The organism is Pantoea sp. Tr-811, assembly GCF_011752535.1.
Taxonomy (GTDB): Bacteria; Pseudomonadota; Gammaproteobacteria; order Pseudomonadales; family Pseudomonadaceae; genus Aquipseudomonas.
This window is the reverse complement of the sequence record NZ_VWXJ01000010.1, coordinates 76341-97697: the sequence shown is the minus strand read 5'-3', so window position 1 is coordinate 97697 and position 21357 is coordinate 76341. Positions and strand designations below refer to the sequence as shown.

The following is a 21357-nucleotide window of genomic DNA, read 5'->3' as shown; positions in this document are numbered from 1 at the left end:
GTTTGATCGAAAGCATGCATCAATGGTATTTCGAAAAAACCGGCGGAGCCAGCAGGGTCAGATCTGCATGGCCATCCCGTGCACGTTCATGGCTGCCTGGCGCAGGGCCTCGGAGCGGGTCGGGTGCGGGTGGCAGATCAGCGCGATGTCTTCGGCCGAGGCGGCGAACTCCATGGCCACGCAGAACTCACCGATCATCTCGCTGACGCTTGGGCCAACCAGGTGCACGCCCAGCACTTCGTCGGTATCGGCGTCGGCGATGACTTTGGCGAAGCCTTCGGTTTCGTGGTTGATCTTGGCCCGGCTGTTGGCGGTGAAGGGGAACTTGCCGACCTTGTAGGCTCGGCCTTCGGCCTTGAGCTGTTCCTCGGTCTTGCCGACGGTGGCCAGTTCGGGGCGGGTGTAGATCACCCCTGGGATCAGGTTGTAGTTGACCTCGTGGGGCTTGCCGGCGATGCGTTCGATGCATGCCACTGCCTCGTCTTCGGCCTTGTGCGCCAGCATCGGGCCGGAGGTGACATCACCGATGACCCAGATGCCCGGCACCGACGTGCGATGCTGCTGGTTGCTGAGCATGCCGCGCTTGTCGGTTTCAAGGCCCACGCTTTCCAGGTTCAGGCCCTGGGTATAAGGGCGTCGGCCAATGGCAACCAGCACGTAGTCGGCCTGCAAGGTTTCGGCGGCGCCGCCTGCTGCAGGTTCGAGGGTCAGGCTGACGCCATCGGCCGATGGGCTGGCCTGGGTCACCTTGCTGCCGAGCTTGAAGGCCATGCCTTGCTTGGCCAGGGCCTTCTGCAGGGTCTTGGCGGTTTCCTCGTCGGTGCCGGGGCAGATCCGGTCGAGGTACTCGATGACCGTGACCTGGGCACCCAGGCGGCGCCACACCGACCCCAGCTCCAGGCCGATGACGCCAGCACCGATCACCACCAGGTGCTTGGGCACCTGGGGCAGGGCGAGGGCACCGGTGGAATCGATGATGCGCTGGTTGTCAATGGTGACACCGGGCAGGGGGGTGGGCTCGGAGCCGGTGGCAATGACGATGTCCTTGGCCTGCAGCGGCGTTTCACTGCCGTCCTCGGCTTTGACGATGACCTTGCCGACGCCATCCAGGCGGCCCCAGCCTTTGATCCAGTCGACCTTGTTCTTGCGGAACAGGTATTCGATGCCTTTGGTCAGGCCGGTTACGCTCTCGTCCTTCTGCTTCATCATCTGGGCGAGGTTGAGGGTTGGCTTGACTTCGATGCCCAGGTGGGCGAACTCGCTGCCGCTGGCAGCTTCGTAGAGTTCGGAGGCGTGCAGCAGGGCCTTGGACGGCATGCAGCCGACGTTCAGGCATGTGCCGCCCAGGGTCGAACGGCCTTCCACACAAGCGACGCTCAGGCCCAGCTGACCGGCGCGGATCGCCGCATTGTAGCCGCCAGGGCCACCGCCGATGATCACCACGTCATAGGATTTCATGGGTGTTGTACTCCAGATGAAGAAGCGCGAGAGGGGCACAAGGTTAAGCTGAGACGGCCTGATTGTATACAATCCGTTGTTCTGCTCAGATCAGTTGGTTCTAGACCTTGGTCGCGTTTAGAGGAAACATCCCACGAATGAACTACTCTGTTCCGGCGACGTTCGAAATATCAGGCGTCGTCGTCATATAAGGAAAGGAGGGGTGTTCATGCTTGCACAACTTCCACCGGCACTGCAGAGCTTGCACCTGCCGCTGCGGTTCAAACTGTGGGACGGCAACCAGTTCGATCTAGGCCCAAGCCCGCAGGTCACCATCCTGGTCAAGGACCCGCAGCTGATTACCCAGCTGACCCACCCGAGCATGGACCAGCTGGGTAGCGCATTCGTGGAGGGCAAGCTGGAGCTTGAAGGCGACATTGGCGAAGCGATCCGCGTGTGCGACGAGCTGAGCGAGGCGCTGCTGGCCGGCTACGTTGATGCCGTGCCGTTGCGCGTGGCCCACGACAAAAGCACCGACGCCGAATCCATTTCCTACCACTACGATGTTTCCAATGCGTTCTACCAACTGTGGCTGGACCAGGACATGGCCTATTCCTGCGCCTACTTCCGCGAGCCGGACAACACCCTGGATCAGGCCCAGCAGGACAAGTTCGACCACCTGTGCCGCAAGCTGCGCCTGGATGCCGACGACTACCTGCTGGACGTGGGCTGTGGCTGGGGCGGCTTGTCCCGTTTCGCCGCTCGCGAATACGGCGCCAAGGTGTTCGGTATCACCCTGAGCAAGGAGCAGTTGAAGCTTGGGCGCCAGCGGGTCAAGGCAGAGGGGCTGGCCGACCGGGTCGACCTGCAGATTCTCGATTACCGTGACCTGCCCCAGGATGGACGCTTCGACAAGGTGGTCAGCGTGGGCATGTTCGAGCATGTCGGCCATGCCAACCTGCCGTTGTATTGCCAGAAGTTGTTTGGCGCCGTGCGTGAGGGTGGCTTGGTGATGAACCATGGCATCACTGCCAAGCACACCGACGGCCGCCCGGTCGGGCGGGGGGCAGGGGACTTCATCGACCGTTATGTGTTCCCCAACGGGGAGCTGCCGCACCTGTCGATGATCAGCGCGAGCATCTGTGAAGCCGGGCTGGAGGTGGTGGACGTGGAGAGCTTGCGCCTGCACTATGCCAAAACCCTGCACCACTGGAGCGAGAACCTGGAGAACCAATTGCACAAGGCGGCGGCGCTGGTGCCGGAAAAAACCTTGCGCATCTGGCGTCTGTACCTGGCAGGTTGTGCCTATGCGTTCCAGAAGGGCTGGATCAACCTGCACCAGATCCTGGCGGTGAAACCCTATGCCGATGGGCACCATGACTTGCCGTGGACACGGGAAGATATCTACCGTTGAATAAAGAAGGGGCCGCACTTGCGGCCCCTTCTTCATTTACAGGATGGGGGAGATCAGGCGCGCAATGCGCATCCCCAGTTGTTGAATGCGATGGGTGTCGCGGCTGTCTTCTGCCGTGATCTCCCGGGCCTGTTCGAAGTCTTCCAGCAACATGGCCTCGACCTGGTCGGCAAACAGCTTGTCGACGGTCAGCAGGGTGATTTCGAAGTTCAGGCGGAACGAGCGGTTGTCCAGGTTGGCACTGCCGATGGCGCTGACCTCGTCATCCACCAGCACCACTTTCTGGTGCAGGAACCCAGGCTGGTAGCGGAACATCCTCACCCCCGCACGCACTGCCTCGAAGGCGAACAGGCTGGAGGCCGCATAGACGATCCTGTGGTCCGGGCGGGACGGGATCAGCACCCGCACATCCACCCCGCGCAATACGGCCAGGCGCAGGGCCGCGAAGATGGCCTCATCGGGAATGAAGTACGGGCTGGTGATCCAGACGCGATGGTTGGCTGAGTGGATGGCTTCCAGGAAGAACAGCGAGCAGGTTTCCTGTGGGTCGGCCGGGCCGCTTGCCAAGGCTTGGCAGAGCACCCCGTCGTCGGCATAGGTGTCCGGCAGAATCAGCGGCGGCAGTTGGCGTGTGGCCCAGTACCAGTCTTCGGCGAACGACTCCTGCAGGCAAGCCAGTACCGGGCCGCCAATCTGCACATGGGTATCGCGCCAGGGGGCCAGGGGCGGGCGCTGGCCAAGGTATTCGTCGCCCACATTGTGCCCACCAATGAAGCCCACCAGGCCGTCGACCACGACGATCTTCCGGTGGTTGCGGAAGTTGACCTGGAAGCGGTTGAACCAGCCGCGGCGAGTGGCGAAGGCATGAACCTGCACGCCACCGTCGCGCAACGCCTGGCTGTAGCTGGCGGGCAAGGCATGGCTGCCAACCCGGTCATACAGCACGAACACCTTCACACCCTCGGCTGCTTTGCGCAGCAGCAACTGCTGCAATGCCTTGCCCAGGGTGTCGTCATGAATGATGAAAAACTGCACCAGCACCGCTTCGCGCGCCTGCTCGATTGCGGCGAAAATCGCATCGAAGGTGGCCTTGCCGTTAACCAGCAGCTTCACTTGGTTGTTGGCCAGGCAGGGCATGCGGCTGAGCTTGGGCATGGCGCGCAGGGCCACATAGCTTTGTGATTGGCGCGCAGCCAGCGCTTCCTCCACCCAGGGCCGCCAGTTGAGGTTGGCCATGGCCACGTGCATTTCCTGGTTGGCCTGGCGACGCGCCTGGATATAGGCGTAGAACGAGCGAGCGCCGAAGATCAGGTAGGGAATGAGGGTGAAGTACGGAATGAAAAACAGCGACATGGCCCAGGCGATTGCGCCCTGGGCGGTGCGCACGGTGAACACCGCATGCAGCGCAGCGATGATGCCAAGCAAGTGAATGAAGCCGAGCACGTAGCCGAAGAAGTAGGGGCTGTGGTAATCCATACGCATCCTGCTTGCCGAGTACACAGCGGATAACAGAACACGTTCCAGGCCCGCCTTGCAACCTGAAAGCGGATTTGGCGTCTAAGGCACAACCCGGCCTGTGGCCGGTTTTTTCGAGGAGCGTTCGTTCATGAAGATTCGTCTGCCACTGTTGGCTTTGGCCCTTGGCCTGGGCAGCCCGCTGGTGCATGCGCAGATGTTGCAACCTGGGTTGTGGGAACTGACCACCAGCAACATGCAGGTCGACGGCAAGTCGCTGCCGGACATGCAGTTCATCCTAGGGCAATTGAAGAATCTGCCGCCCGAGCAGCGGGCGATGATGGAAGGCGCCTTGGCCAACCAGGGCGTGTCCATCGGTGGCAATGGCGTTCGTTCATGCCTGACGCCGGAGCAGGTGAAAACCAACGACATCCCGCTGCAGGACCCGAAGTCGGGTTGCACGCAGAAAATTACCGACCGCACGGGCAATGTCTGGAAGTTCCAGTTCAGCTGCCCGAAAGCCCAAGGCACCGGCCAAGCGACCTTTCTCAGCGACAAGGAGTTCACTACCCAGGTCAACGGCACGGTCAATGCCTCCGGTGTTCAGCAGCAAGGCAGCATGAACACTCGCGCGGTATGGCTGGGCAGCGACTGTGGGACCGTCAAACCTCGAACCTAAGCCTCACCACTGCCACTGGCTGCTGGCGACCGCATCGTGGGCATGCAGGCTCTCTGCATGTTCCACGCGCAGGTTGAAGGCCGTGGCCCATTCAAGCTGTCGCAGCGACTGATGCAGGCGTCGCGCGGCGTCTTCACAGAACATCAGGTTCTGCCCGTTGGCCAAGGCGAAGGCTTGTTCGTCTGCACGTTTCACGGCGGTTTGCACGGCAGTGCCCAGGCTGGCCTCAATGGTGTCGATCAAGCCAGTGACTGGCAGCCCCTGTTCATCCGAGCGCAAGCGCACCTGCACCGCTGCCTGGCTGCGTTGGCTATGGGGCGTTGCCACGATGCCTTGGCTACTGCCCAACCAATCGAGTACTTGGCTACGGTCCAGCGTAGGCGTTGTGAAATCTGCCAGGAACTGCTGCTGAATCAACTGCCGGGCCAGCGCGGCAGAGCATGGGCAGGTCGACGAATAGGGCACGCTTACCGATAGTTCCACGTGGAACATTTCATTTTCTAGCTTGGCATCTACCGTTACCGCGTAGCTTTTCCAGCCGGCCAGGGGGCTGATCAGGGCAGGTCGCTTCAGCAAGTGCTGGAAGGAAAGGCGCAGGTACGCAGCCGAAGAAAGCCCTTCGTGGCTGGCGAGAAAGGTCGCCAGCAGGTTGCGAATGGCCATTGGGCTCAGTGGCTGATGTTCCAGCGACTCTAGTGCCAGGTACAGGCGAGACATGTGAATGCCGCGCGCGCTGCCATCCACCAGGCTGACGCCGGCATCGGCCATCGCCGCTACATTGCGCCCATCCATTGGTACAGGCAAGGCGATGCCGCACATACCAACCCAGTTCAGGGGCGTGGCGTGTTGTTGGGACTGGGCGGCGATGTCGGGGAGCAGCAGGCTAGTCATCAGAAATACCAGGTCAGGGAAGCGTCAGCGGCAGCCGCCAAGCAGGCTGCAGTGCAGGTTGAAACGTTGGCCACTGGAACTGGATACGCGGTTCAGCGTGGTCCAGCCAACGCGGCGGCTATATCCCACCCAGGCTTCACCATCGCTGGCCAGGCCGGTGAAGAAGGTCAGCGAGCCATAGCGGCTGTTGGTTTGCGCCCACAGGCGGCGGGTAGCACTGTCGAAACCACGCAAGTAGAAATGGCTGCCTTCGGTGCGCACGCTGTAGTAGCTGCCATGGCGATCCTGGCAGGCCAGCAGTGTTGCACTGCGCGTACACAGCGCCAGCGTGCTGGCCTGGGGCATGGCGAGCACGGATGCGGGCGCGACGAGCGTCAAACACAAGGCAGCGCGGAACAGGTTCATTTCAATCTCCGGGTACTCATCCGACGAGTACGACTTGGCGAAATTGTATTGTTACTTTATAACATTATGCAATGCATCGTTTCGAATGCGCTCGCCTGAAGAGATTTCGCCATGTCCAACCGTTTACCCGTCACTGTGCTGTCCGGCTTCCTCGGCGCCGGCAAGAGCACCTTGCTCAACCATGTACTGCGTAATCGCGACAACCTTCGGGTAGCCGTGATCGTCAATGACATGAGTGAAATCAATATCGACGCCAGCGAGGTGCAACGCAATGTCAGCCTGAACCGCGCCGAGGAAAAACTGGTGGAGATGAGCAACGGCTGCATCTGCTGCACCCTGCGTGAAGACCTGCTGGAAGAAGTTGCCCGCCTGGCTGAGGAAGGCCGTTTCGATTACCTGTTGATCGAGTCCACCGGTATCTCAGAACCGCTGCCGGTGGCCGAGACGTTCACCTTCCGCGACGAGCAGGGGCGTAGCCTGTCCGATATGGCGCGCCTGGACACCATGGTTACGGTAGTCGATGGGCTGAACTTCCTGCGCGATTATCAGGCTGCCGACAGCCTCGCCAGCCGAGGCGAAACCTTGGGCGAGGAAGACGAGCGGTCGATCAGCGACCTGCTGATCGAACAGGTCGAGTTCGCTGACGTGCTGCTGCTGAGCAAGATCGACCTGATCAGCCAGCACGAGCGCGAGGAGCTGACCGCCATTCTGCGCAGCCTCAATGCCCGTGCGCAGATCGTGCCGATGGTCATGGGCCAGGTGCCGCTGGCGCGGATTCTGGACACCGGCCTGTTCGACTTCGACCAGGCATCCCAGGCGCCGGGTTGGCTCAAGGAACTGCGTGGCGAGCACATTCCCGAAACCGAGGAGTACGGCATCGCGGCCACCACCTGGACAGCACGCCGGCCCCTGCACCCCCAGCGCTTTTTCGACTTTGTCCACAACACCTGGAGCAATGGCAGGTTGCTGCGCTCCAAGGGCTTCTTCTGGCTGGCCAGCAAGTTCCAGGAGGCCGGCAGCTGGTCCCAGGCCGGCGGCATGATGCGCCATGGCCTGGCCGGGCGTTGGTGGCGGTTCGTGCCACATGACCACTGGCCTGAGGACAAGCAAAGCAAAGCCGACATCCTCAAGCACTGGAGCGCGGAAACCGGCGATTGCCGCCAGGAGCTGGTATTCATTGGGCAGAACATCGACTTCGTGAAGTTATCCACAGCGCTCGACCGTTGCTTGCTCACCGATGAGGAAATGGAAATGGGCCCCATGGCCTGGCTGCGGTTGGACGATCCGTTCGGCCCTTGGCATGCAGAGGAGGCAGCATGAACTTCGCGTTACAGCCTGTGGATATCCGCCAGGTGCATGGCGACTCACCTAGAACGCTGACCGAAATTTTCCAGGATGGCGTCAACTTGGCCGTGTGGGAGCGCCGCCTGCCGGCCCAGCTGGAGGACTTCGCCACGCTGGCGATCAGCCTCGGCCAGACATTGGCCGACCAGCGCGTGCTGGATGTGAATGAGCACGAGCCGCCTTTGCTGCCGGGGTTGCTGGCCGAGGCTGCGGATCTGCACGGCTACGAGAGCTTCGTCGCAGATGTGAAATGGTTGATCTCGGCCTACACCTGCCTGCTTGGCGCACGCCGGGTCGGCCTGCGCCTGCGGGTACTGCAAGGCGCCATGTGCCCGCGTTTCCATGTGGATAACGTGCCGCTGCGCTTGCTGACCACGTACGCCGGCCCTGGTAGCGAGTGGCTTGAGGAAGGCGCGATAGAGCGGGTGGGCTTGCACCTTGCGCCAGCGCCTGTGGATAACATTCGCACCTTGCAGGCCGGCGACGTGGCGGTGCTCAAGGGTGAAAAATGGCTGGGCAACGAGGGCGCGGGACTTATCCACCGCTCGCCACCCGGTGACCGGAGGCGCCTGCTGCTCAGCCTTGACTGGTTGGCCTGACGGGGCATAGTGAGGGGAAATTCGCCTGGTAATGCTTGCATGCTGCAGAACATCCCCACCCATGTCATCGCCGGCCCCCTGGGCGCGGGCAAGACCAGCTTGATCCAGCAGTTGATGGCACAGCGCCCGGCTGGTGAACGTTGGGCCGTATTGGTCAATGAATTCGGCCAGGTTGGCCTGGACGCGGCACTGCTCAGCCGCGACGAGGACGGCATCGCCATCGCTGAAGTGGCGGGGGGCTGCCTGTGCTGCGTCAACGGCACGCCCTTCCAGGTCGGGTTGGGGCGGCTGCTGCGCAAGGCGCGCCCCGACCGGTTGTTCATCGAGCCTTCCGGGTTGGGCCACCCTTTGCAGCTACTGAACCAACTGCGGGCTGCGCCGTGGATCGGGGTGCTGGCGGTCCAGCCTTTGGTGATGGTACTCGACGCCCAGGCGCTGGCCAGAGGCGAGCCATTGCCGGCCTCTCAACAGCAAGCCCTGGACGCTGCAGCGTTGCTTGTGCTGAATAAAGCCGACGCTGTGGACGAAGATATTAAGTTGTTGATAAATAACAAGTTTTCATCTATCCACAGGGTTTTGGCCCGGCAGGGCTTGGTCGATCTCGAATCGCTGCCAGTTTCATCCACAAGTCAGTTTGATGACGTTTCTGTGAATAAATGGTTAGAGGAAAGGCTATCCACAGCGCCTGAGGCCCTGTGGATAGATCCATCCCAGGCGATGTGTTCAGTGGGAGAGGGTGAGGGGGGTTGGAGCATCGGCTGGCGCTGGCACCCCAGTCGGCAATTTGATCCACAGCGCTTGCTGGCATTTCTCAAGGCGTGGCCATGGGCGCGTGCCAAGGGAGTTATCCACAGCAGCGAAGGTTGGCAGTCATTCAACGGCTTGAGAGGGGAGTTGGGGCTGTGGCAGCCAAGTGACTGGCGCAAGGACTCGCGGGTCGAGCTGATTTTCGGGCAAGCGCAGCCGCAGCAAGCGTTGATGGAAGGGTTGGCTGAGTGCCTGACCCCCTGAGCGCCTGAAAACTGCTCGGGGTTGTATGGCACCGGCCTTGCCGGTGATCGCGAGCTGCGCTCGCTCCTACGGGGTGTTGCGCAGGGCTGGTAGGAGCGAGCAGAGCTCGCGATGGGCCGCACCGCAGCCCGCACGGTTTCAGTTCCGCCAGCGGTTGTGTTCCTGCCGCCACTGTTGCATCTCGATCACATTGTCGGCACGGGGCGGGGTCTTGATCTCGAACGGGTAGGGCGCCAGCTCGATCTGCATGCTATGGGCGCCGAACTGGGTCACGGTGCCGGGGTGGCGTTGCTCCCCGGTGACCGTGAACTCGAACCCATACACACGGGCCAGGCGCTTGCGGCCATTGGCATCGCGGATGAAACCGATGCGCTTGAGCGCCACCGCGTCGTCGAGCAGTTCCAGGTCCAGTTTGGCGCAGTGCTGTTTGACCCGCTCAAGGGCCTTCTCGCGCAGCCCGTGGTTATGCCATAACCAGGCGCCTGCCGTGCCCAATACCATCAGGACGAAGAGATTCTCCAGGGTCAACATTTGCGTATGCTCCAAACAGATGGAATCAGCTTAACTGCGTCCCTGGTCTGTCGTACAGGTGGCAATCGAGTTCATACTGCGCGACGCACAATCCTTGAAACCGTTTTGGAAAACGCCTGTATGAAACGTACCCCGCACCTGCTCGCCATTCAGTCCCACGTGGTCTTCGGCCACGCCGGCAACAGCGCCGCGGTGTTTCCCATGCAGCGTATCGGGGTCAATGTCTGGCCACTCAACACCGTGCAGTTCTCCAATCACACTCAGTATGGCCAGTGGGCGGGCGATGTGCTCGCGCCTGCGCAAATTCCTGCGTTGGTGGAAGGCATTTCCAATATCGGTGAGCTGGGCCACTGCGATGCCGTGCTCTCCGGCTACCTGGGCAGTGCCGAGCAGGGCCGGGCGATCCTTGCGGGGGTCGAGCGAATCAAGGCGGTGAACCCCAAGGCGCTGTACCTGTGCGACCCGGTGATGGGGCACGCCGAGAAAGGCTGCATCGTGCCTCAGGAGGTCAGCGAGTTCCTGCTTGAGCAGGCCGTGGCCAAGGCTGACATCCTGTGCCCCAACCAGCTGGAGCTGGACAGTTTCTGCGGCCGCCGCGCGCAGTCGCTGGATGATTGCGTCGGCATGGCCCGCAGCTTGCTGGCGCGTGGCCCGCAGGTGGTGCTGGTCAAGCACCTGGCCTACCCAGGGCGCGACGAGAACACCTTCGAAATGCTGCTGGTCACCGCGGACCAGAGCTGGCACCTGCGCCGCCCGTTGCTGGCCTTCCCGCGCCAGCCCGTGGGCGTGGGCGACCTCACCTCGGGGCTGTTCCTGGCCCGCGTGCTGCTGGGCGACAGCTGGCTGCAGGCATTCGAGTTCACGGCTGCAGCTGTGCATGAAGTGCTGCTGGAAACCCAGGCCTGCACCAGCTACGAGTTGCAGCTGGTGCGGGCCCAGGATCGCATCGCCCACCCGCGCGTGCGCTTCGAGGCGCAGCGCCTGGCGGGTTAAACCGCTTCGTCGGCTTTCAGGTCCTGGTAGCGCTTTTCCAGTTCCTGGCGAATCTGGCGGCGCTGCTGGCCTTGCAGGAAGCGGCGCTTCTCTTCGCTCGATTGCGGCTGGCGCGGCGGCACCGGTACCGGGCGGCGGTTGTCATCGACGGCGACCATGGTGAAGAAGCAGCTGTTGGAATGGCGCACCGAGCGCTCGCGGATGTTTTCGGTCACCACCTTGATACCCACCTCCATGGAGGTGTTGCCGGTGTAGTTGACCGACGCCAGGAAGGTCACCAGTTCGCCAACGTGCACCGGCTCGCGGAAGATCACCTGGTCGACCGACAGGGTTACCACGTAACTGCCGGCATAGCGGCTGGCGCAGGCATAGGCCACTTCGTCCAGGTACTTGAGCAAGGTGCCGCCATGTACGTTGCCAGAGAAGTTGGCCATGTCCGGGGTCATCAGGACGGTCATGCTCAGCTGGGCGTTTCCAGGTTCCATAGTGTGCTCACGGTTTGGTTGCGCTGAATCGGGGCGGGTATCTGCAGACACTTCTGTTTCCCCTCTTTGAAGGTTTGCCTTCCTGGTTTACGGGACGTTGGCCGCCGTTCCATGGTCACGCCGATTGCGTCATCACAGGCGGCTGATCAGCCGATCTGTTTCTGCATATTGCACCGGCTTTTTGCGGCGGGGTGCGATGTTAACCTGAGTACGCCCATGCAACATGGGCTTTCCTGCACTTAATACAGTATGTACTCGCTGCTCGCTCGGCTTGCCTTGGCAGAGGAGCGGTCTGCCTGGGCATCCCGCAACGTCGAAAAGGAGTATCGCGCCATGCATGCCATCAGTTTCATCCAGGACCTGGCAGTGATCATGCTGGTCGCCGGCGTGGTGACGATTCTTTTCCATCGCCTCAAGCAGCCCGTGGTGCTGGGCTACATCGTCGCAGGCTTCATCATCGGCCCGCACACCCCGCCCTTCGGCCTGATTCACGACGAAGACACGATCAAGACCCTGGCCGAACTCGGGGTGATCTTCCTGATGTTCTGCCTGGGCCTGGAATTCAGCCTGCGCAAGCTGTTCAAGGTGGGCGCCACGGCATTCATTGCGGCGTTCCTGGAAATCGTCCTGATGATCTGGATCGGTTTCGAGATCGGCCGCTGGTTCGGCTGGAATACCATGGACTCGCTGTTCCTCGGCGCGATTCTGGCGATTTCCTCGACCACCATCATCGTCAAGGCGCTGAACGACCTGAAAATGAAGAACGAGCGCTTTGCCCAGCTGATCTTCGGCGTGCTGATCGTCGAGGACATCCTCGGTATCGGCATCATCGCGCTGCTCTCGGGCATCGCGGTCAGCGGCACGGTCAGCTCGGGCGAGGTGTTCTCGACGGTCGGCAAGCTCTCGCTGTTCATGATCGTCGCCCTGGTGGTGGGTATCCTGCTGGTGCCGCGGCTATTGGCCTACGTGGCCAAGTTCGAAAGCAACGAGATGCTGCTGATCACCGTGCTCGGCCTGTGCTTCGGCTTCTGCCTGTTGGTGGTGAAGCTTGAGTACAGCATGGTGCTGGGGGCCTTCCTGATTGGCGCGATCATGGCGGAATCGCGCCAGTTGCTGAAGATCGAGCGGTTGATCGAGCCGGTACGCGACCTGTTCAGCGCCATCTTCTTCGTTGCCATTGGCCTGATGATCGACCCCCAGGTGTTGGTCGACTACGCCTGGCCGATCGTGGTGATCACCCTGGCGGTGGTGCTGGGCAAGATGCTGTCGTGCGGCATGGGTGCTTTCATTGCCGGCAACGATGGCCGCACATCGCTGCGGGTGGGCATGGGCCTTTCACAGATTGGCGAATTTTCTTTCATCATCGCGGCGCTGGGGATGACCCTGCAGGTCACCAGTGACTTCCTCTATCCCGTCGCCGTGGCTGTTTCGGCCATCACCACGTTGTTGACCCCGTACCTGATCCGCGCTGCCGACCCGTTGTCGCAGAAACTCGGCAACGTGATGCCACGGCGCCTGGGGCGGGTGTTGTCGTTGTATGGCGAGTGGCTGCGCAACATCCAGCCGCAAGGCGAAAGCGCGATGCTGGCGGCCATGATCCGGCGCATCCTGCTGCAGGTGGGGGTGAACCTGGCACTGGTGATCGCCATCTTCTTCAGCGGCGGTTACTTTGCCGGGCGTATCGGTGCCTGGCTCAATGAGTGGATCACCGATGTCAGCCAGCAAAAAGCGGTGATCTGGGGCGCGGCGTTGCTGCTGTCGCTGCCATTTTTGATTGCGGCGTACCGCAAGCTCAAGGCGCTGTCGATGCTGCTGGCGGAGATGGGGGTGAAGCCGGAAATGGCTGGGCGGCATACTCAACGTGTGCGCCGCGTGGTGGCCGAGGTGATTCCCCTGCTGTCGCTGCTGGTGATCTTCCTGCTGCTGTCGGCGTTGTCGGCGAGCATTCTGCCCACCAGCGAACTGTTGCTGATTATCGCGGTGGTGGCGGCGGGCGTGGTGGCGCTGCTGTGGCGCTGGTTTATCCGCGTGCATTCGCGGATGCAGATTGCCTTGCTGGAGACGCTGGAAAACAACCGCGATCATTCACACTGATGAAGGGCGCCGCGTGCGGCGCATCGCGAGCTCTGCTCGCTCCTACCGGATCAGGCTACGGCCTGGTAGGAGCGAGCAAAGCTCGCGATGGGGCAAGCACGGTACTCAGCTTTCCAGCCAAACGTCCCGCGCCCAGTGCCACACCGATTCCCAACTGTCCTCGCTCATTACTTCTTCTTCGCCGTCCCACAGCACCACGGTGCCATCTTCCTCGACGCAATAGTAATTGCCGCCATCCTGGCACAGCGGGATCAGGTCGCGCGGTACGCCAGCGTCCCAGGCGTTGGCGGCCACATCGGGCAGGTAGGTGTGCGACTGCGGGTCGGTGCAGGTCACCGGCTCCAGCGAGCCGTACACCACATCACTGACAGTCAGCAGGAACTCCTTGAACACGAAGGGAATGTTGATGAACAGCTGTTCTTCAATTTCAACCAGCTGGTCCTCATCGGGAAGCTCCAGTGGCACGGGCACTGGCTCATTGGCTTCACGGAGTTGTTCGATCACTTCTTCCACGGTTCACATCCTCTGACCTTGATGACAACGCTGCGCGTTATACCCTAGTAGCCTGCTTTGGCAAAAGCAAAACCCCGGGACAGGCCCGGGGTTTTTTGGACAACGCGCGTTGGTTAACCGTTCTGACGGATACCGGCAACCAGCCAAGGCTGGTTATCGCCCTGGGCGCGAACCATGTGCCAGCTTTCGCTGAAGGCCTCACCCTGGTCGAAGCGCGAGTTCTTCGACACGCCACGGAAGGTCAGGGTGGCGTCGGTGCGGTCGGCGCGATCATCAACGCCGTCCAGCTGCACATCGAGGTTGTCGATGTAGGTGGACTGGAAGCCATCACCCAGTTCGGCACGCTCGCGCTTGAGGAATTCAAGCATTTGCGGGGTGACGAATTCGGCAATCTTGTCCATTTCGTTGGCATCCCAGTGCTGCTGCAGCGCCTGGAAGTGGTTGCGCGCAGCGGCCAGGAAGCTCTGCTCGTTGAACCAGGCCGGGGCATTGATCACCGGTGCGGCTGCGGCGGCAGGTGCGGCCGAACCCCCGAAGATGGTCTGCTGGGCCGGTTGAGCGGCCTGGCCGTGGGCTTCACGCTGGAACGGCGCGTGGCCTGGAGCGGCCATTTGCGGCTGCTGTTGGCGACGGCGCGCGGCGATGAAGCGGAACACCAGGAAGGCGATCAGGCCCATGATCAGGAAGTCCATGATCTGCATGCCCTGGAAGCCATCACCCATGAACATGGAGGCCAGCAGGCCACCGGCAGCGAGGCCGGCCAGTGGGCCCAGCCAGCGCGAAGCACCGCTGGCGGCCGCTGGCGCGCGGCCAGGTGCGGTCGGCGCGGCGGCAGGCGTGGTTGGCGTGGCCTGGCGGGTTTGGTGGATTGGCGCGGCGCCCGAGCTCTTGCCGCCGCCGAAACGCTTGGCGTTGGCGTCCAGGCTCAGCGTCAGGCCGACGCAGAGCGCCAGTGCGATGCTAAGAAAACGTTGCATAGATGGGATTTCCCCTGTTGTGGATTGCACGCGCGTCATGGTGCACAGGTTCCTGTGCACATGACCAGCGACAAGATGTTTCCAGCTTTTGCCTGAACCCTGCGCTGGCCCCTGGTAGGAGCGACAGTATGTCGCGATGGGGTGCGCCAGCAGCCCCTGATCGCGGGTTGTGCTTGCAGCATGGAGGGCTGCTTTGCAGCCCATCGCGACATGTTGTCGCTCCTACCGGGAAGTGTTTGGGGTTCAGAGGGCTTCGAGCTTGGCGTAGCCGAGCATCAGCCATTTGCTGCCTTCGGCAAAGTTCACCTGCACCCGTGCCTGGGCGCCGGAGCCCTCGAAGTTGAGGATCACCCCTTCGCCGAACACCGCGTGCTGCACCCGCTGGCCCAGGTTGAAGGCGGTCTGCGGAATGGCGGCATTGGCGAACAGGCTGCTGGCCGTGCTGGTCGAGCCACCGAATGGCCGGCTGACGCTGTTGGAAAGCCGAACTTCCTGAACCAGGCCGCTCGGAATCTCGCGTACGAAACGAGACACCTTATTGTAGGTTTCGCTCCCGTACAGCCGCCGCGTTTCGGCATAGGTCATGATCAGCTGGCGCATGGCGCGGGTGATGCCCACGTAGGCCAGGCGGCGTTCCTCTTCCAGGCGGCCGGGCTCTTCCAGGCTCATCTTGTGCGGGAACAGGCCTTCTTCCATGCCCACCAGGAACACGAACGGGAACTCCAGGCCCTTGGCGCTGTGCAGGGTCATCAGCTGGATGCTGTCTTCGTGTTCGTCGGCCTGGGCGTCGCCGGCTTCCAGCGAGGCATGGCCGAGGAACGCCGACAGCGGCGACAGGTCGGCGTCATCCTCGCTGGGCTCGAAGTTACGCGCCGCGCTGACCAGTTCCTCAAGGTTTTCTACCCGTGCCTGGCCCTTTTCACCCTTTTCTTCCTGGTGATAGATAATCAGCCCGGACTGCTCGATGGCCGTTTGGGTCATGGTGTGCAGGGGCATGTCCGCGACCTTGCCGGCCAAGCCCTCGATCAGTTCGATGAAGGCGCCCAGGGCACTGGCCGCACGGCCCTTGAGGGCCTTGGCGGCGAGCAGCTGGCACATTGCTTCCCACATCGACAGCTGGCTGTGGCGGGCATGCTCGCGGATGGCCTCGACGGTTTTCTCGCCAATGCCACGCGGCGGCACGTTGATGACTCGCTCCAGGGCGGCATCGTTGCCACGGCCCTCGATCAGGCGCAGGTAGGCCATGGCATTCTTGATTTCAGCGCGTTCGAAGAAGCGCTGGCCGCCATAGATGCGGTAGGGAATGCGCTCACGCAGCAGGGCCTCTTCCAGCACCCGCGACTGGGCGTTGGAGCGGTACAGGATGGCGATGTCGCTGCGCGCGTTGCCTTGCTTTATAAGGCTTTCGATGGTTTCGACCACGTAGCGCGCTTCGTCGTGCTCGTTGTAGGCCGCGTACAGCGTCAGTGGCTCGCCTTCGCCCATGTCGGTCCACAGTTCCTTGCCCAGGCGCCCGCTGTTGTTGGCAATCAGCGCGTTGGCCGCCTTGAGGATGCCGCCGGTGGAGCGGTAGTTCTGCTCCAGGCGGATCATCTCGGCATCGGGGAAGTCGGCGGTGTACTGGTGGATGTTTTCGATCTTCGCGCCGCGCCAGCCGTAGATCGACTGGTCGTCGTCGCCCACGGCCATCAGGCTGCCGCCGTTCTTGCCGGCCAGCAGGCGCAGCCAGGCGTACTGCACGGCGTTGGTGTCCTGGAATTCGTCCACCAGCAGGTGGCGGAAACGGCGCTGGTAATGTTCCAGCAGGCCGGGGTGGTCGCGCCACAGGTCGAGGGCACGCAGCAGCAACTCGGAGAAATCGATGACCCCGGCGCGTTCGCAGGCCTGCTCGTAGGCGCTGTAGACGTCACGCATGGTCTGCAGGAACAGGTCGCCACCGGCCTGGATATGCTGCGGGCGCAGGCCTTCGTCCTTCTGCCCGTTGATGAACCACTGGGCCTGGCGGGCGGGCCATTTCTGTTCGTCCAGGCCCAGTTCGCGCATCACCCGCTTGATCAGGCGCTGCTGGTCGTCGCTGTCGAGGATCTGGAAGTTCTGCACCAGCCGCGCTTCCTGCCAGTGCGCCCGCAGCAGGCGGTGCGCCAGGCCGTGGAAGGTGCCCACCCACATGCCCGCCGGGTTGATGCCCAGCAGCTGTTCGATCCGCTGGCGCATCTCGGCGGCGGCCTTGTTGGTGAAGGTCACCGACAGGATCGAATGCGGCGAGGCCTGCTCGACCTGGATCAGCCAGGCGATGCGGTGCACCAGCACGCGGGTTTTACCGGAACCGGCGCCAGCAAGCACCAGCTGACGCCCAAGCGTGGCCGCGACGGCCTGGCGTTGGGCATCGTTGAGGGAGTTCAGCAGGAGGGAGAGGTCGTCTGTGTGCATGCGGCCATTCTAGGGGGAGGCAGGTTACGGGGCAAACACTGCACTGTATAAATATTCACCCTGCAGCGAGCCATTCATCGCCAAGGCCAGGTGAAAGATGACCTGGAGCAGTTTGGTCGACCGCATCGCTTGTGTAAGATCGCTGCTCGTTCAGTGCCAACCATAACAAGAACTCTACAAGAATCAGCGCCATGACCCAGCAATGCACGGTGATCGGAGTATCACCGGAAGTGACACGGAACGTGCGCAGGCAATTCGCCACCCAACTGTCCGTGGAGCGAACCCGCCTGCTTTACCAGGGCTCGTTGTTGCCCACTCTGTTCATGTTGTTCAACGGCCTGCTGTGTGCCTGGCTGTTGTGGAGCCCGGCGCGCTACCTGTTGGTGATCGTGTGGCTGGTCTGGCTGCTGGCGTTGGTGGCCTTGCGGGTCATCCAGGTGGCGGCGTTCGAGGCAGCGGCGCCCCAGCGCCAGGCCAGCCGTGCCTGGCGGCGCATGTTCCTGGCAGGTTCTGCGTTCAGCGGCCTGACCCTGGCCTGCGCCGCCATCGCCCTGGTGCCGGAGGAAAACTTCCTGCAGCAGGCCTGGGTTTTCGGCCTGCTGGGCATGGCTACCCTGAGCGCCAGCATCGCCTACGCAGTCAGCCTGCCGGCGTTTCTCAGTTTCGCCTTGCCCTGCCTGCTGCCGCCAATCGCCTTTCTGTTCTACTTCGATACCGGCCAGCAACAGGGTTGGGGCTGGCTGGGGCTGATCCTGCTGGCGGCCTTGATGGTGGTGGCCTGGCAGGTCAATCGCCTGCTCGACCGCAGCCTGTTGCGGCGCTTCCAGAACCAGGCCTTGAACCAGGACCTGCAGCGCATTTCAGCGCAGAAGGTGTTGGAAGAACAGCAGCGCCTGGCCGCGACAGTGTTCGAAGCCAGCAACGATGGCATTGCGGTGTTCAGCGCCGACTTCGTGGTACTGGCCGTGAACCAGCCCTATTGCCAGATGACCGGGTACGAGCGCGCGCAGTTGCTGGGGCACGAGTTCTTCGAGCTGCCGTGCAGCAGCGACGCCCGTCGCCACAGCCAGGCGATCGAGCAGGCGCTGCAGGTACAAGGCGGCTGGCAAGGCGAGCTGGTGGAAGCACGCCGGCAAGGCGAGTTGCACCCGCAATGGTTGCGCCTTACCGCGGTGCGCGATACCGAAGGCCGATTGAGCCAGGTGGTTGGCTTCTTCACCGACCTGTCGGCGCGACGTGCCTCCGAGGAGCGCCTGCGCTATCTGGCGCACTACGACGAGTTGAGTGGCCTGGCCAACCGTGCGCTGTTCCGCCTGCGCCTGCTCGAAGCCAGCCAGCGAGTACGCCACAGCGGCCGCAGCCTGGCGCTGCTGCACATCGACCTGGACCGCTTCAAGCTGCTCAATGAAAGCCTGGGCCATGAGCTGGCCGACCAACTGATCCGCAAGATCGCCCGGCGCATTGCCAGCACCGTGCCTGAGGCCGACACCGTGGCGCGGCTGTCGGGTGATGAGTTCGCCGTGCTGTTCGACGGCTACAGCAACCTGTCCAGCCTGGTGCGGGTGACCACCCGGTTGCTGAACAAGCTGCGTGTGCCCCAGCGCCTGAACGACCATGAAGTGGTGGTCAGCGCCTCGGTGGGCATCAGCATGCTCACCGACGCCTCGCTGGACGTCGACACCTTGATCAGCCAGGCCGATATGGCCAAGCAACATGCCAAGCACCTGGGCGGCGATAATTTCCAGTTCTACACCGAGAGCCTGCGGGCCAGCACCCTGGAGCGCCTGCAGCTGGAAACCCAGTTGCGCCGGGCCCTCGAGGAAGGCCAGCTGCTGGTCTATTACCAACCCAAGCTGTGCCTGCGCACCGGCCGCCTGCACGCGGCCGAGGCGCTGGTGCGCTGGCAGCACCCGCAACGCGGTATGGTGCCGCCCGCCGAGTTCATTGGCCTGGCCGAAGAAACCGGGCTGATCGCACCCATGGGCGAGTTCGTGCTACGTCGCGCCTGCGAACACGCTTGCCAGTGGCTGCGCGATGGCCTGGAGGTTCGGGTTTCGGTGAACCTGTCGGTGTACCAACTGCGCCAGGGCAAGCTGGTGAGCCTGGTGCGCCAGGTGCTGGAGGAAACCGGGCTGGCGCCGCAGCAGCTGGAACTGGAGCTGACGGAAAGCCAGTTGCTGGACAACGTGGAACACATCATCACCACCTTCGAACAGCTGCACACCCTGGGCGTGCAACTGGCCATCGACGACTTTGGCACCGGCTATTCATCCCTGAGCTACCTCAAGCGCCTGCCGGTGGATTACGTGAAAATCGACCAGGCCTTCATCCGCGGCCTGCACGAAGGCAGCCAGGACGCGGCCATCACCCGGGCGATCATCACCATGGCCGGCAGCCTGGGCCTCAAGGTGGTGGCGGAAGGGGTGGAAACGCCGCAGCAACTGGCGTTCCTGCGCGAGCAGGCCTGTGATGAGGCCCAGGGCTACCTGATCAGCCGGCCCATCCCCGAGCCGGATTTCCGGCGCTTGCTGGCCAGCCCGTGGCAAGCCTGAGCCACGGGCGGTTCAGGCATGCCAATGCCGGCCATGGCGCGCCAGCAAGCTGTTGGCCTGCTCCGGGCCATTGCTGCCGGCCGCATAGTGGCGGGGCGCCTGGAAGTGCTCCTCCCAGCCCTTGATGATCGGGTCGACCCAGGCCCAGGCGGCCTCTACTTCGTCGCGGCGCATGAACAGCGTCGAATCGCCTTCGAGGATGTCCAGCAGCAGGCGCTCATAGGCCTCCCAGCGGCGGGTCTGGCCGAATACCTGGGCCAGGTTGAGGTCCAGGTCGACGGGTTCCAGGCGCATGCCCTTGCCCGGGCTCTTGGTCATCATGCGCAGGCTGATGCGCTCATCCGGCTGTAGCTGGATCAGCAACTGGTTGACCTGGCCGCCGTTGAACAGCTCATGCGGCACTGGCTTGAACTGGATGACGATCTGCGACGAGCGCCGCGCCATGCGCTTGCCGGTGCGCAGGTAGAACGGCACGCCGGCCCAGCGCCAGTTGTCGATGTGGGCATGCACGGCGACGAAGGTTTCGCTGTCGCTGTCGTTGTCCACGTCCTTTTCGAAGTAATAGGCCGGCACCTCCTGGCCACCGATGTAGCCGGCGCCGTACTGGCCGCGCACGGTCTTGTCCTGCACGTCCTGGCCGGTGATCGGCTTGAGCGCCCGCAGCACCTTCACTTTCTCGTCGCGCACGGCCTCGGCTTCGAACTGCGCCGGGGGCTCCATGGCGACCAGGCACAATAGTTGCAGCAGGTGATTCTGCAGCATGTCGCGAGTTGCCCCGGCGCGGTCGTAGTAGCCGCCGCGGTTTTCCACACCAAGGGTTTCGCACACGCTGATCTGCACATGGTCGACCTGGCCATTGCGCCATACCGGTTCCAGCAGGGCATTGGCAAAGCGCAGGGCCATGAGGTTCTGCACTGTCTCCTTGCCCAGGTAGTGGTCGATGCGAAACACCTGGGGTTCGTCGAACACCGCGCCAATCGCTTCGTTGATGGCAGTGGCCGAGGCCAGGGAGTGGCCGATGGGCTTTTCCAGCACGATGCGCGCTTCGTTGTCGGCAAGCCCGGCGACCCGCAGGTGGTTGGCAATCGGCACGAACAGGTTGGGGGCGGTGGCCAGGTAGTAGATGCGCGTCAGCCCTCCAGGCTCGCCCAGGTAACGCGCCAGGCGGCCGAAATCGGCGCTTTGCGCGGCGTCCATGGGGAAGTAGTCCAGCCGTGCGGAAAACCGCTGCCACACTTCCTCTTCGAAGTCCTGGCGGGCGACCTGGGCCCGGCAGTGGCGCTCGGCAAGCGTGAGGTACTGGTCACGGCTGATGGGGCGGCGGGCGAGGGCGATGATGCGCACGGCGTTGTTCAGGCGTGCCTCGCGGAACAGGTGATACAGCGCTGGCAGCAGTTTGTGCAGGGCTAGGTCACCGGTGCCACCGAACACCAGAATGTCGCAAGGGATAGTCAAACCACCACTCTCCACGTTCGTTTAACTGGGCGGGTTGGCGTCCATGTAGTATAACTACAAGAAAGCTACATCCCGGCCAGCCGATCATAACC

General features: G+C 62.7%; 18 protein-coding genes. 8 read left to right on the top strand and 10 right to left on the bottom strand.

Going from position 1 to position 21357, the window contains the following annotated elements:
- Positions 1–57 precede the first annotated feature (57 nt).
- Positions 58–1458 (bottom strand): dihydrolipoyl dehydrogenase, encoded by a 1401-nt coding sequence (lpdA, locus tag F3J44_RS16555; RefSeq protein ID WP_167063625.1) that lies wholly within the window; start codon positions 1456–1458, stop codon positions 58–60.
- A gap of 208 nt (positions 1459–1666) precedes the next feature.
- Here lpdA and cfaB point away from each other — a divergent pair, with 208 nt between their 5' ends.
- Entirely contained in the window at positions 1667–2851 is a 1185-nt protein-coding gene (gene cfaB, locus F3J44_RS16550) for a C17 cyclopropane fatty acid synthase CfaB (protein ID WP_167063622.1), read from the top strand.
- Between the two features lie 36 nt (positions 2852–2887).
- On the opposite strand, the gene cls is transcribed toward cfaB, so the two are convergent.
- Positions 2888–4327, bottom strand: coding sequence for a cardiolipin synthase (gene cls, locus F3J44_RS16545; RefSeq protein ID WP_167063619.1), 1440 nt, complete (start codon positions 4325–4327; stop codon positions 2888–2890).
- A gap of 130 nt (positions 4328–4457) precedes the next feature.
- Here cls and F3J44_RS16540 point away from each other — a divergent pair, with 130 nt between their 5' ends.
- Entirely contained in the window at positions 4458–4985 is a 528-nt protein-coding gene (locus tag F3J44_RS16540; RefSeq protein ID WP_167274138.1) for a DUF3617 domain-containing protein, read from the top strand.
- Between the two features lie 3 nt (positions 4986–4988).
- Here F3J44_RS16540 and folE2 read toward each other — a convergent pair whose 3' ends face one another.
- Positions 4989–5876, bottom strand: coding sequence for a GTP cyclohydrolase FolE2 (gene folE2 / locus F3J44_RS16535; RefSeq protein ID WP_167274135.1), 888 nt, complete (start codon positions 5874–5876; stop codon positions 4989–4991).
- 24 nt (positions 5877–5900) lie between these two features.
- Positions 5901–6281: a glutamine synthetase gene (locus F3J44_RS16530; protein ID WP_167063611.1), complete on the bottom strand. Its 381-nt coding sequence runs from the start codon at positions 6279–6281 to the stop codon at positions 5901–5903.
- Positions 6282–6392: 111 nt separating this feature from the next.
- Between F3J44_RS16530 and zigA the strand changes: the two genes are divergently transcribed.
- From zigA to F3J44_RS16515, 3 genes are read left to right on the top strand one after another with little or no spacing between them, the layout of a single operon-like run.
- On the top strand, positions 6393–7601 hold the full coding sequence (zigA, locus tag F3J44_RS16525) for a zinc metallochaperone GTPase ZigA (protein ID WP_167274132.1): 1209 nt from the start codon (positions 6393–6395) through the stop codon (positions 7599–7601).
- Complete coding sequence (locus tag F3J44_RS16520) at positions 7598–8224, top strand: DUF1826 domain-containing protein (RefSeq protein WP_167063604.1); 627 nt, start codon at positions 7598–7600, stop codon at positions 8222–8224. The genes zigA and F3J44_RS16520 overlap by 4 nt, the downstream gene beginning before the upstream one ends.
- A 39-nt stretch (positions 8225–8263) precedes the next feature.
- Positions 8264–9235 carry a GTP-binding protein gene (locus F3J44_RS16515; protein ID WP_167274130.1) on the top strand — a complete coding sequence of 324 codons (972 nt, stop codon included), beginning with the start codon at positions 8264–8266 and terminating at the stop codon, positions 9233–9235.
- A gap of 138 nt (positions 9236–9373) precedes the next feature.
- Here F3J44_RS16515 and F3J44_RS16510 read toward each other — a convergent pair whose 3' ends face one another.
- Entirely contained in the window at positions 9374–9766 is a 393-nt protein-coding gene (locus tag F3J44_RS16510) for a DUF3301 domain-containing protein (RefSeq protein WP_167063598.1), read from the bottom strand.
- Positions 9767–9886: 120 nt separating this feature from the next.
- Here F3J44_RS16510 and pdxY point away from each other — a divergent pair, with 120 nt between their 5' ends.
- Positions 9887–10759, top strand: a complete 873-nt coding sequence (gene pdxY, locus F3J44_RS16505) for a pyridoxal kinase PdxY (protein WP_167274127.1) — start codon at positions 9887–9889, stop codon at positions 10757–10759.
- Here the strand turns inward: pdxY and F3J44_RS16500 are convergent.
- On the bottom strand, positions 10756–11244 hold the full coding sequence (locus tag F3J44_RS16500) for an acyl-CoA thioesterase (RefSeq protein WP_167063592.1): 489 nt from the start codon (positions 11242–11244) through the stop codon (positions 10756–10758). The genes pdxY and F3J44_RS16500 overlap by 4 nt on opposite strands.
- A gap of 333 nt (positions 11245–11577) precedes the next feature.
- On the opposite strand from F3J44_RS16500, the gene F3J44_RS16495 reads away from it, so the two are divergent.
- Positions 11578–13338, top strand: coding sequence for a cation:proton antiporter (locus tag F3J44_RS16495; protein ID WP_167274124.1), 1761 nt, complete (start codon positions 11578–11580; stop codon positions 13336–13338).
- Between the two features lie 105 nt (positions 13339–13443).
- Here the strand turns inward: F3J44_RS16495 and F3J44_RS16490 are convergent, their stop codons facing one another.
- The 3 genes from F3J44_RS16490 to uvrD form a co-directional block, all read right to left on the bottom strand.
- A complete protein-coding gene (locus F3J44_RS16490) occupies positions 13444–13851 on the bottom strand; it encodes an SMI1/KNR4 family protein (protein ID WP_167063586.1) in 408 nt (135 codons plus the stop codon).
- A 113-nt stretch (positions 13852–13964) separates the two neighbouring features.
- On the bottom strand, positions 13965–14828 hold the full coding sequence (locus tag F3J44_RS16485) for a Tim44 domain-containing protein (protein WP_167063583.1): 864 nt from the start codon (positions 14826–14828) through the stop codon (positions 13965–13967).
- A 243-nt stretch (positions 14829–15071) separates the two neighbouring features.
- Entirely contained in the window at positions 15072–17258 is a 2187-nt protein-coding gene (gene uvrD / locus F3J44_RS16480) for a DNA helicase II (protein WP_167274121.1), read from the bottom strand.
- A gap of 191 nt (positions 17259–17449) precedes the next feature.
- Here uvrD and F3J44_RS16475 point away from each other — a divergent pair, with 191 nt between their 5' ends.
- Positions 17450–19810 (top strand): bifunctional diguanylate cyclase/phosphodiesterase, encoded by a 2361-nt coding sequence (locus F3J44_RS16475; protein WP_167274118.1) that lies wholly within the window; start codon positions 17450–17452, stop codon positions 19808–19810.
- Between the two features lie 12 nt (positions 19811–19822).
- Here the strand turns inward: F3J44_RS16475 and zwf are convergent, their stop codons facing one another.
- Entirely contained in the window at positions 19823–21265 is a 1443-nt protein-coding gene (gene zwf, locus F3J44_RS16470) for a glucose-6-phosphate dehydrogenase (RefSeq protein WP_167274115.1), read from the bottom strand.
- Positions 21266–21357 lie beyond the last annotated feature (92 nt).

Coding starts and splice junctions, on each gene's coding strand:
- cfaB (WP_167063622.1), top strand. CDS start 1,667: ATGCTTGCACAACTTCCACCGGCACTGCAGAGCTTGCACCTGCCGCTG.
- F3J44_RS16540 (WP_167274138.1), top strand. CDS start 4,458: ATGAAGATTCGTCTGCCACTGTTGGCTTTGGCCCTTGGCCTGGGCAGC.
- lpdA (WP_167063625.1), bottom strand. CDS start 1,458: ATGAAATCCTATGACGTGGTGATCATCGGCGGTGGCCCTGGCGGCTAC.
- F3J44_RS16475 (WP_167274118.1), top strand. CDS start 17,450: ATGACCCAGCAATGCACGGTGATCGGAGTATCACCGGAAGTGACACGG.
- F3J44_RS16500 (WP_167063592.1), bottom strand. CDS start 11,244: ATGGAACCTGGAAACGCCCAGCTGAGCATGACCGTCCTGATGACCCCG.
- F3J44_RS16510 (WP_167063598.1), bottom strand. CDS start 9,766: ATGTTGACCCTGGAGAATCTCTTCGTCCTGATGGTATTGGGCACGGCA.
- pdxY (WP_167274127.1), top strand. CDS start 9,887: ATGAAACGTACCCCGCACCTGCTCGCCATTCAGTCCCACGTGGTCTTC.
- F3J44_RS16485 (WP_167063583.1), bottom strand. CDS start 14,828: ATGCAACGTTTTCTTAGCATCGCACTGGCGCTCTGCGTCGGCCTGACG.
- F3J44_RS16495 (WP_167274124.1), top strand. CDS start 11,578: ATGCATGCCATCAGTTTCATCCAGGACCTGGCAGTGATCATGCTGGTC.
- uvrD (WP_167274121.1), bottom strand. CDS start 17,258: ATGCACACAGACGACCTCTCCCTCCTGCTGAACTCCCTCAACGATGCC.
- F3J44_RS16515 (WP_167274130.1), top strand. CDS start 8,264: ATGCTGCAGAACATCCCCACCCATGTCATCGCCGGCCCCCTGGGCGCG.
- F3J44_RS16520 (WP_167063604.1), top strand. CDS start 7,598: ATGAACTTCGCGTTACAGCCTGTGGATATCCGCCAGGTGCATGGCGAC.
- zigA (WP_167274132.1), top strand. CDS start 6,393: ATGTCCAACCGTTTACCCGTCACTGTGCTGTCCGGCTTCCTCGGCGCC.
- folE2 (WP_167274135.1), bottom strand. CDS start 5,876: ATGACTAGCCTGCTGCTCCCCGACATCGCCGCCCAGTCCCAACAACAC.
- cls (WP_167063619.1), bottom strand. CDS start 4,327: ATGGATTACCACAGCCCCTACTTCTTCGGCTACGTGCTCGGCTTCATT.
- F3J44_RS16530 (WP_167063611.1), bottom strand. CDS start 6,281: ATGAACCTGTTCCGCGCTGCCTTGTGTTTGACGCTCGTCGCGCCCGCA.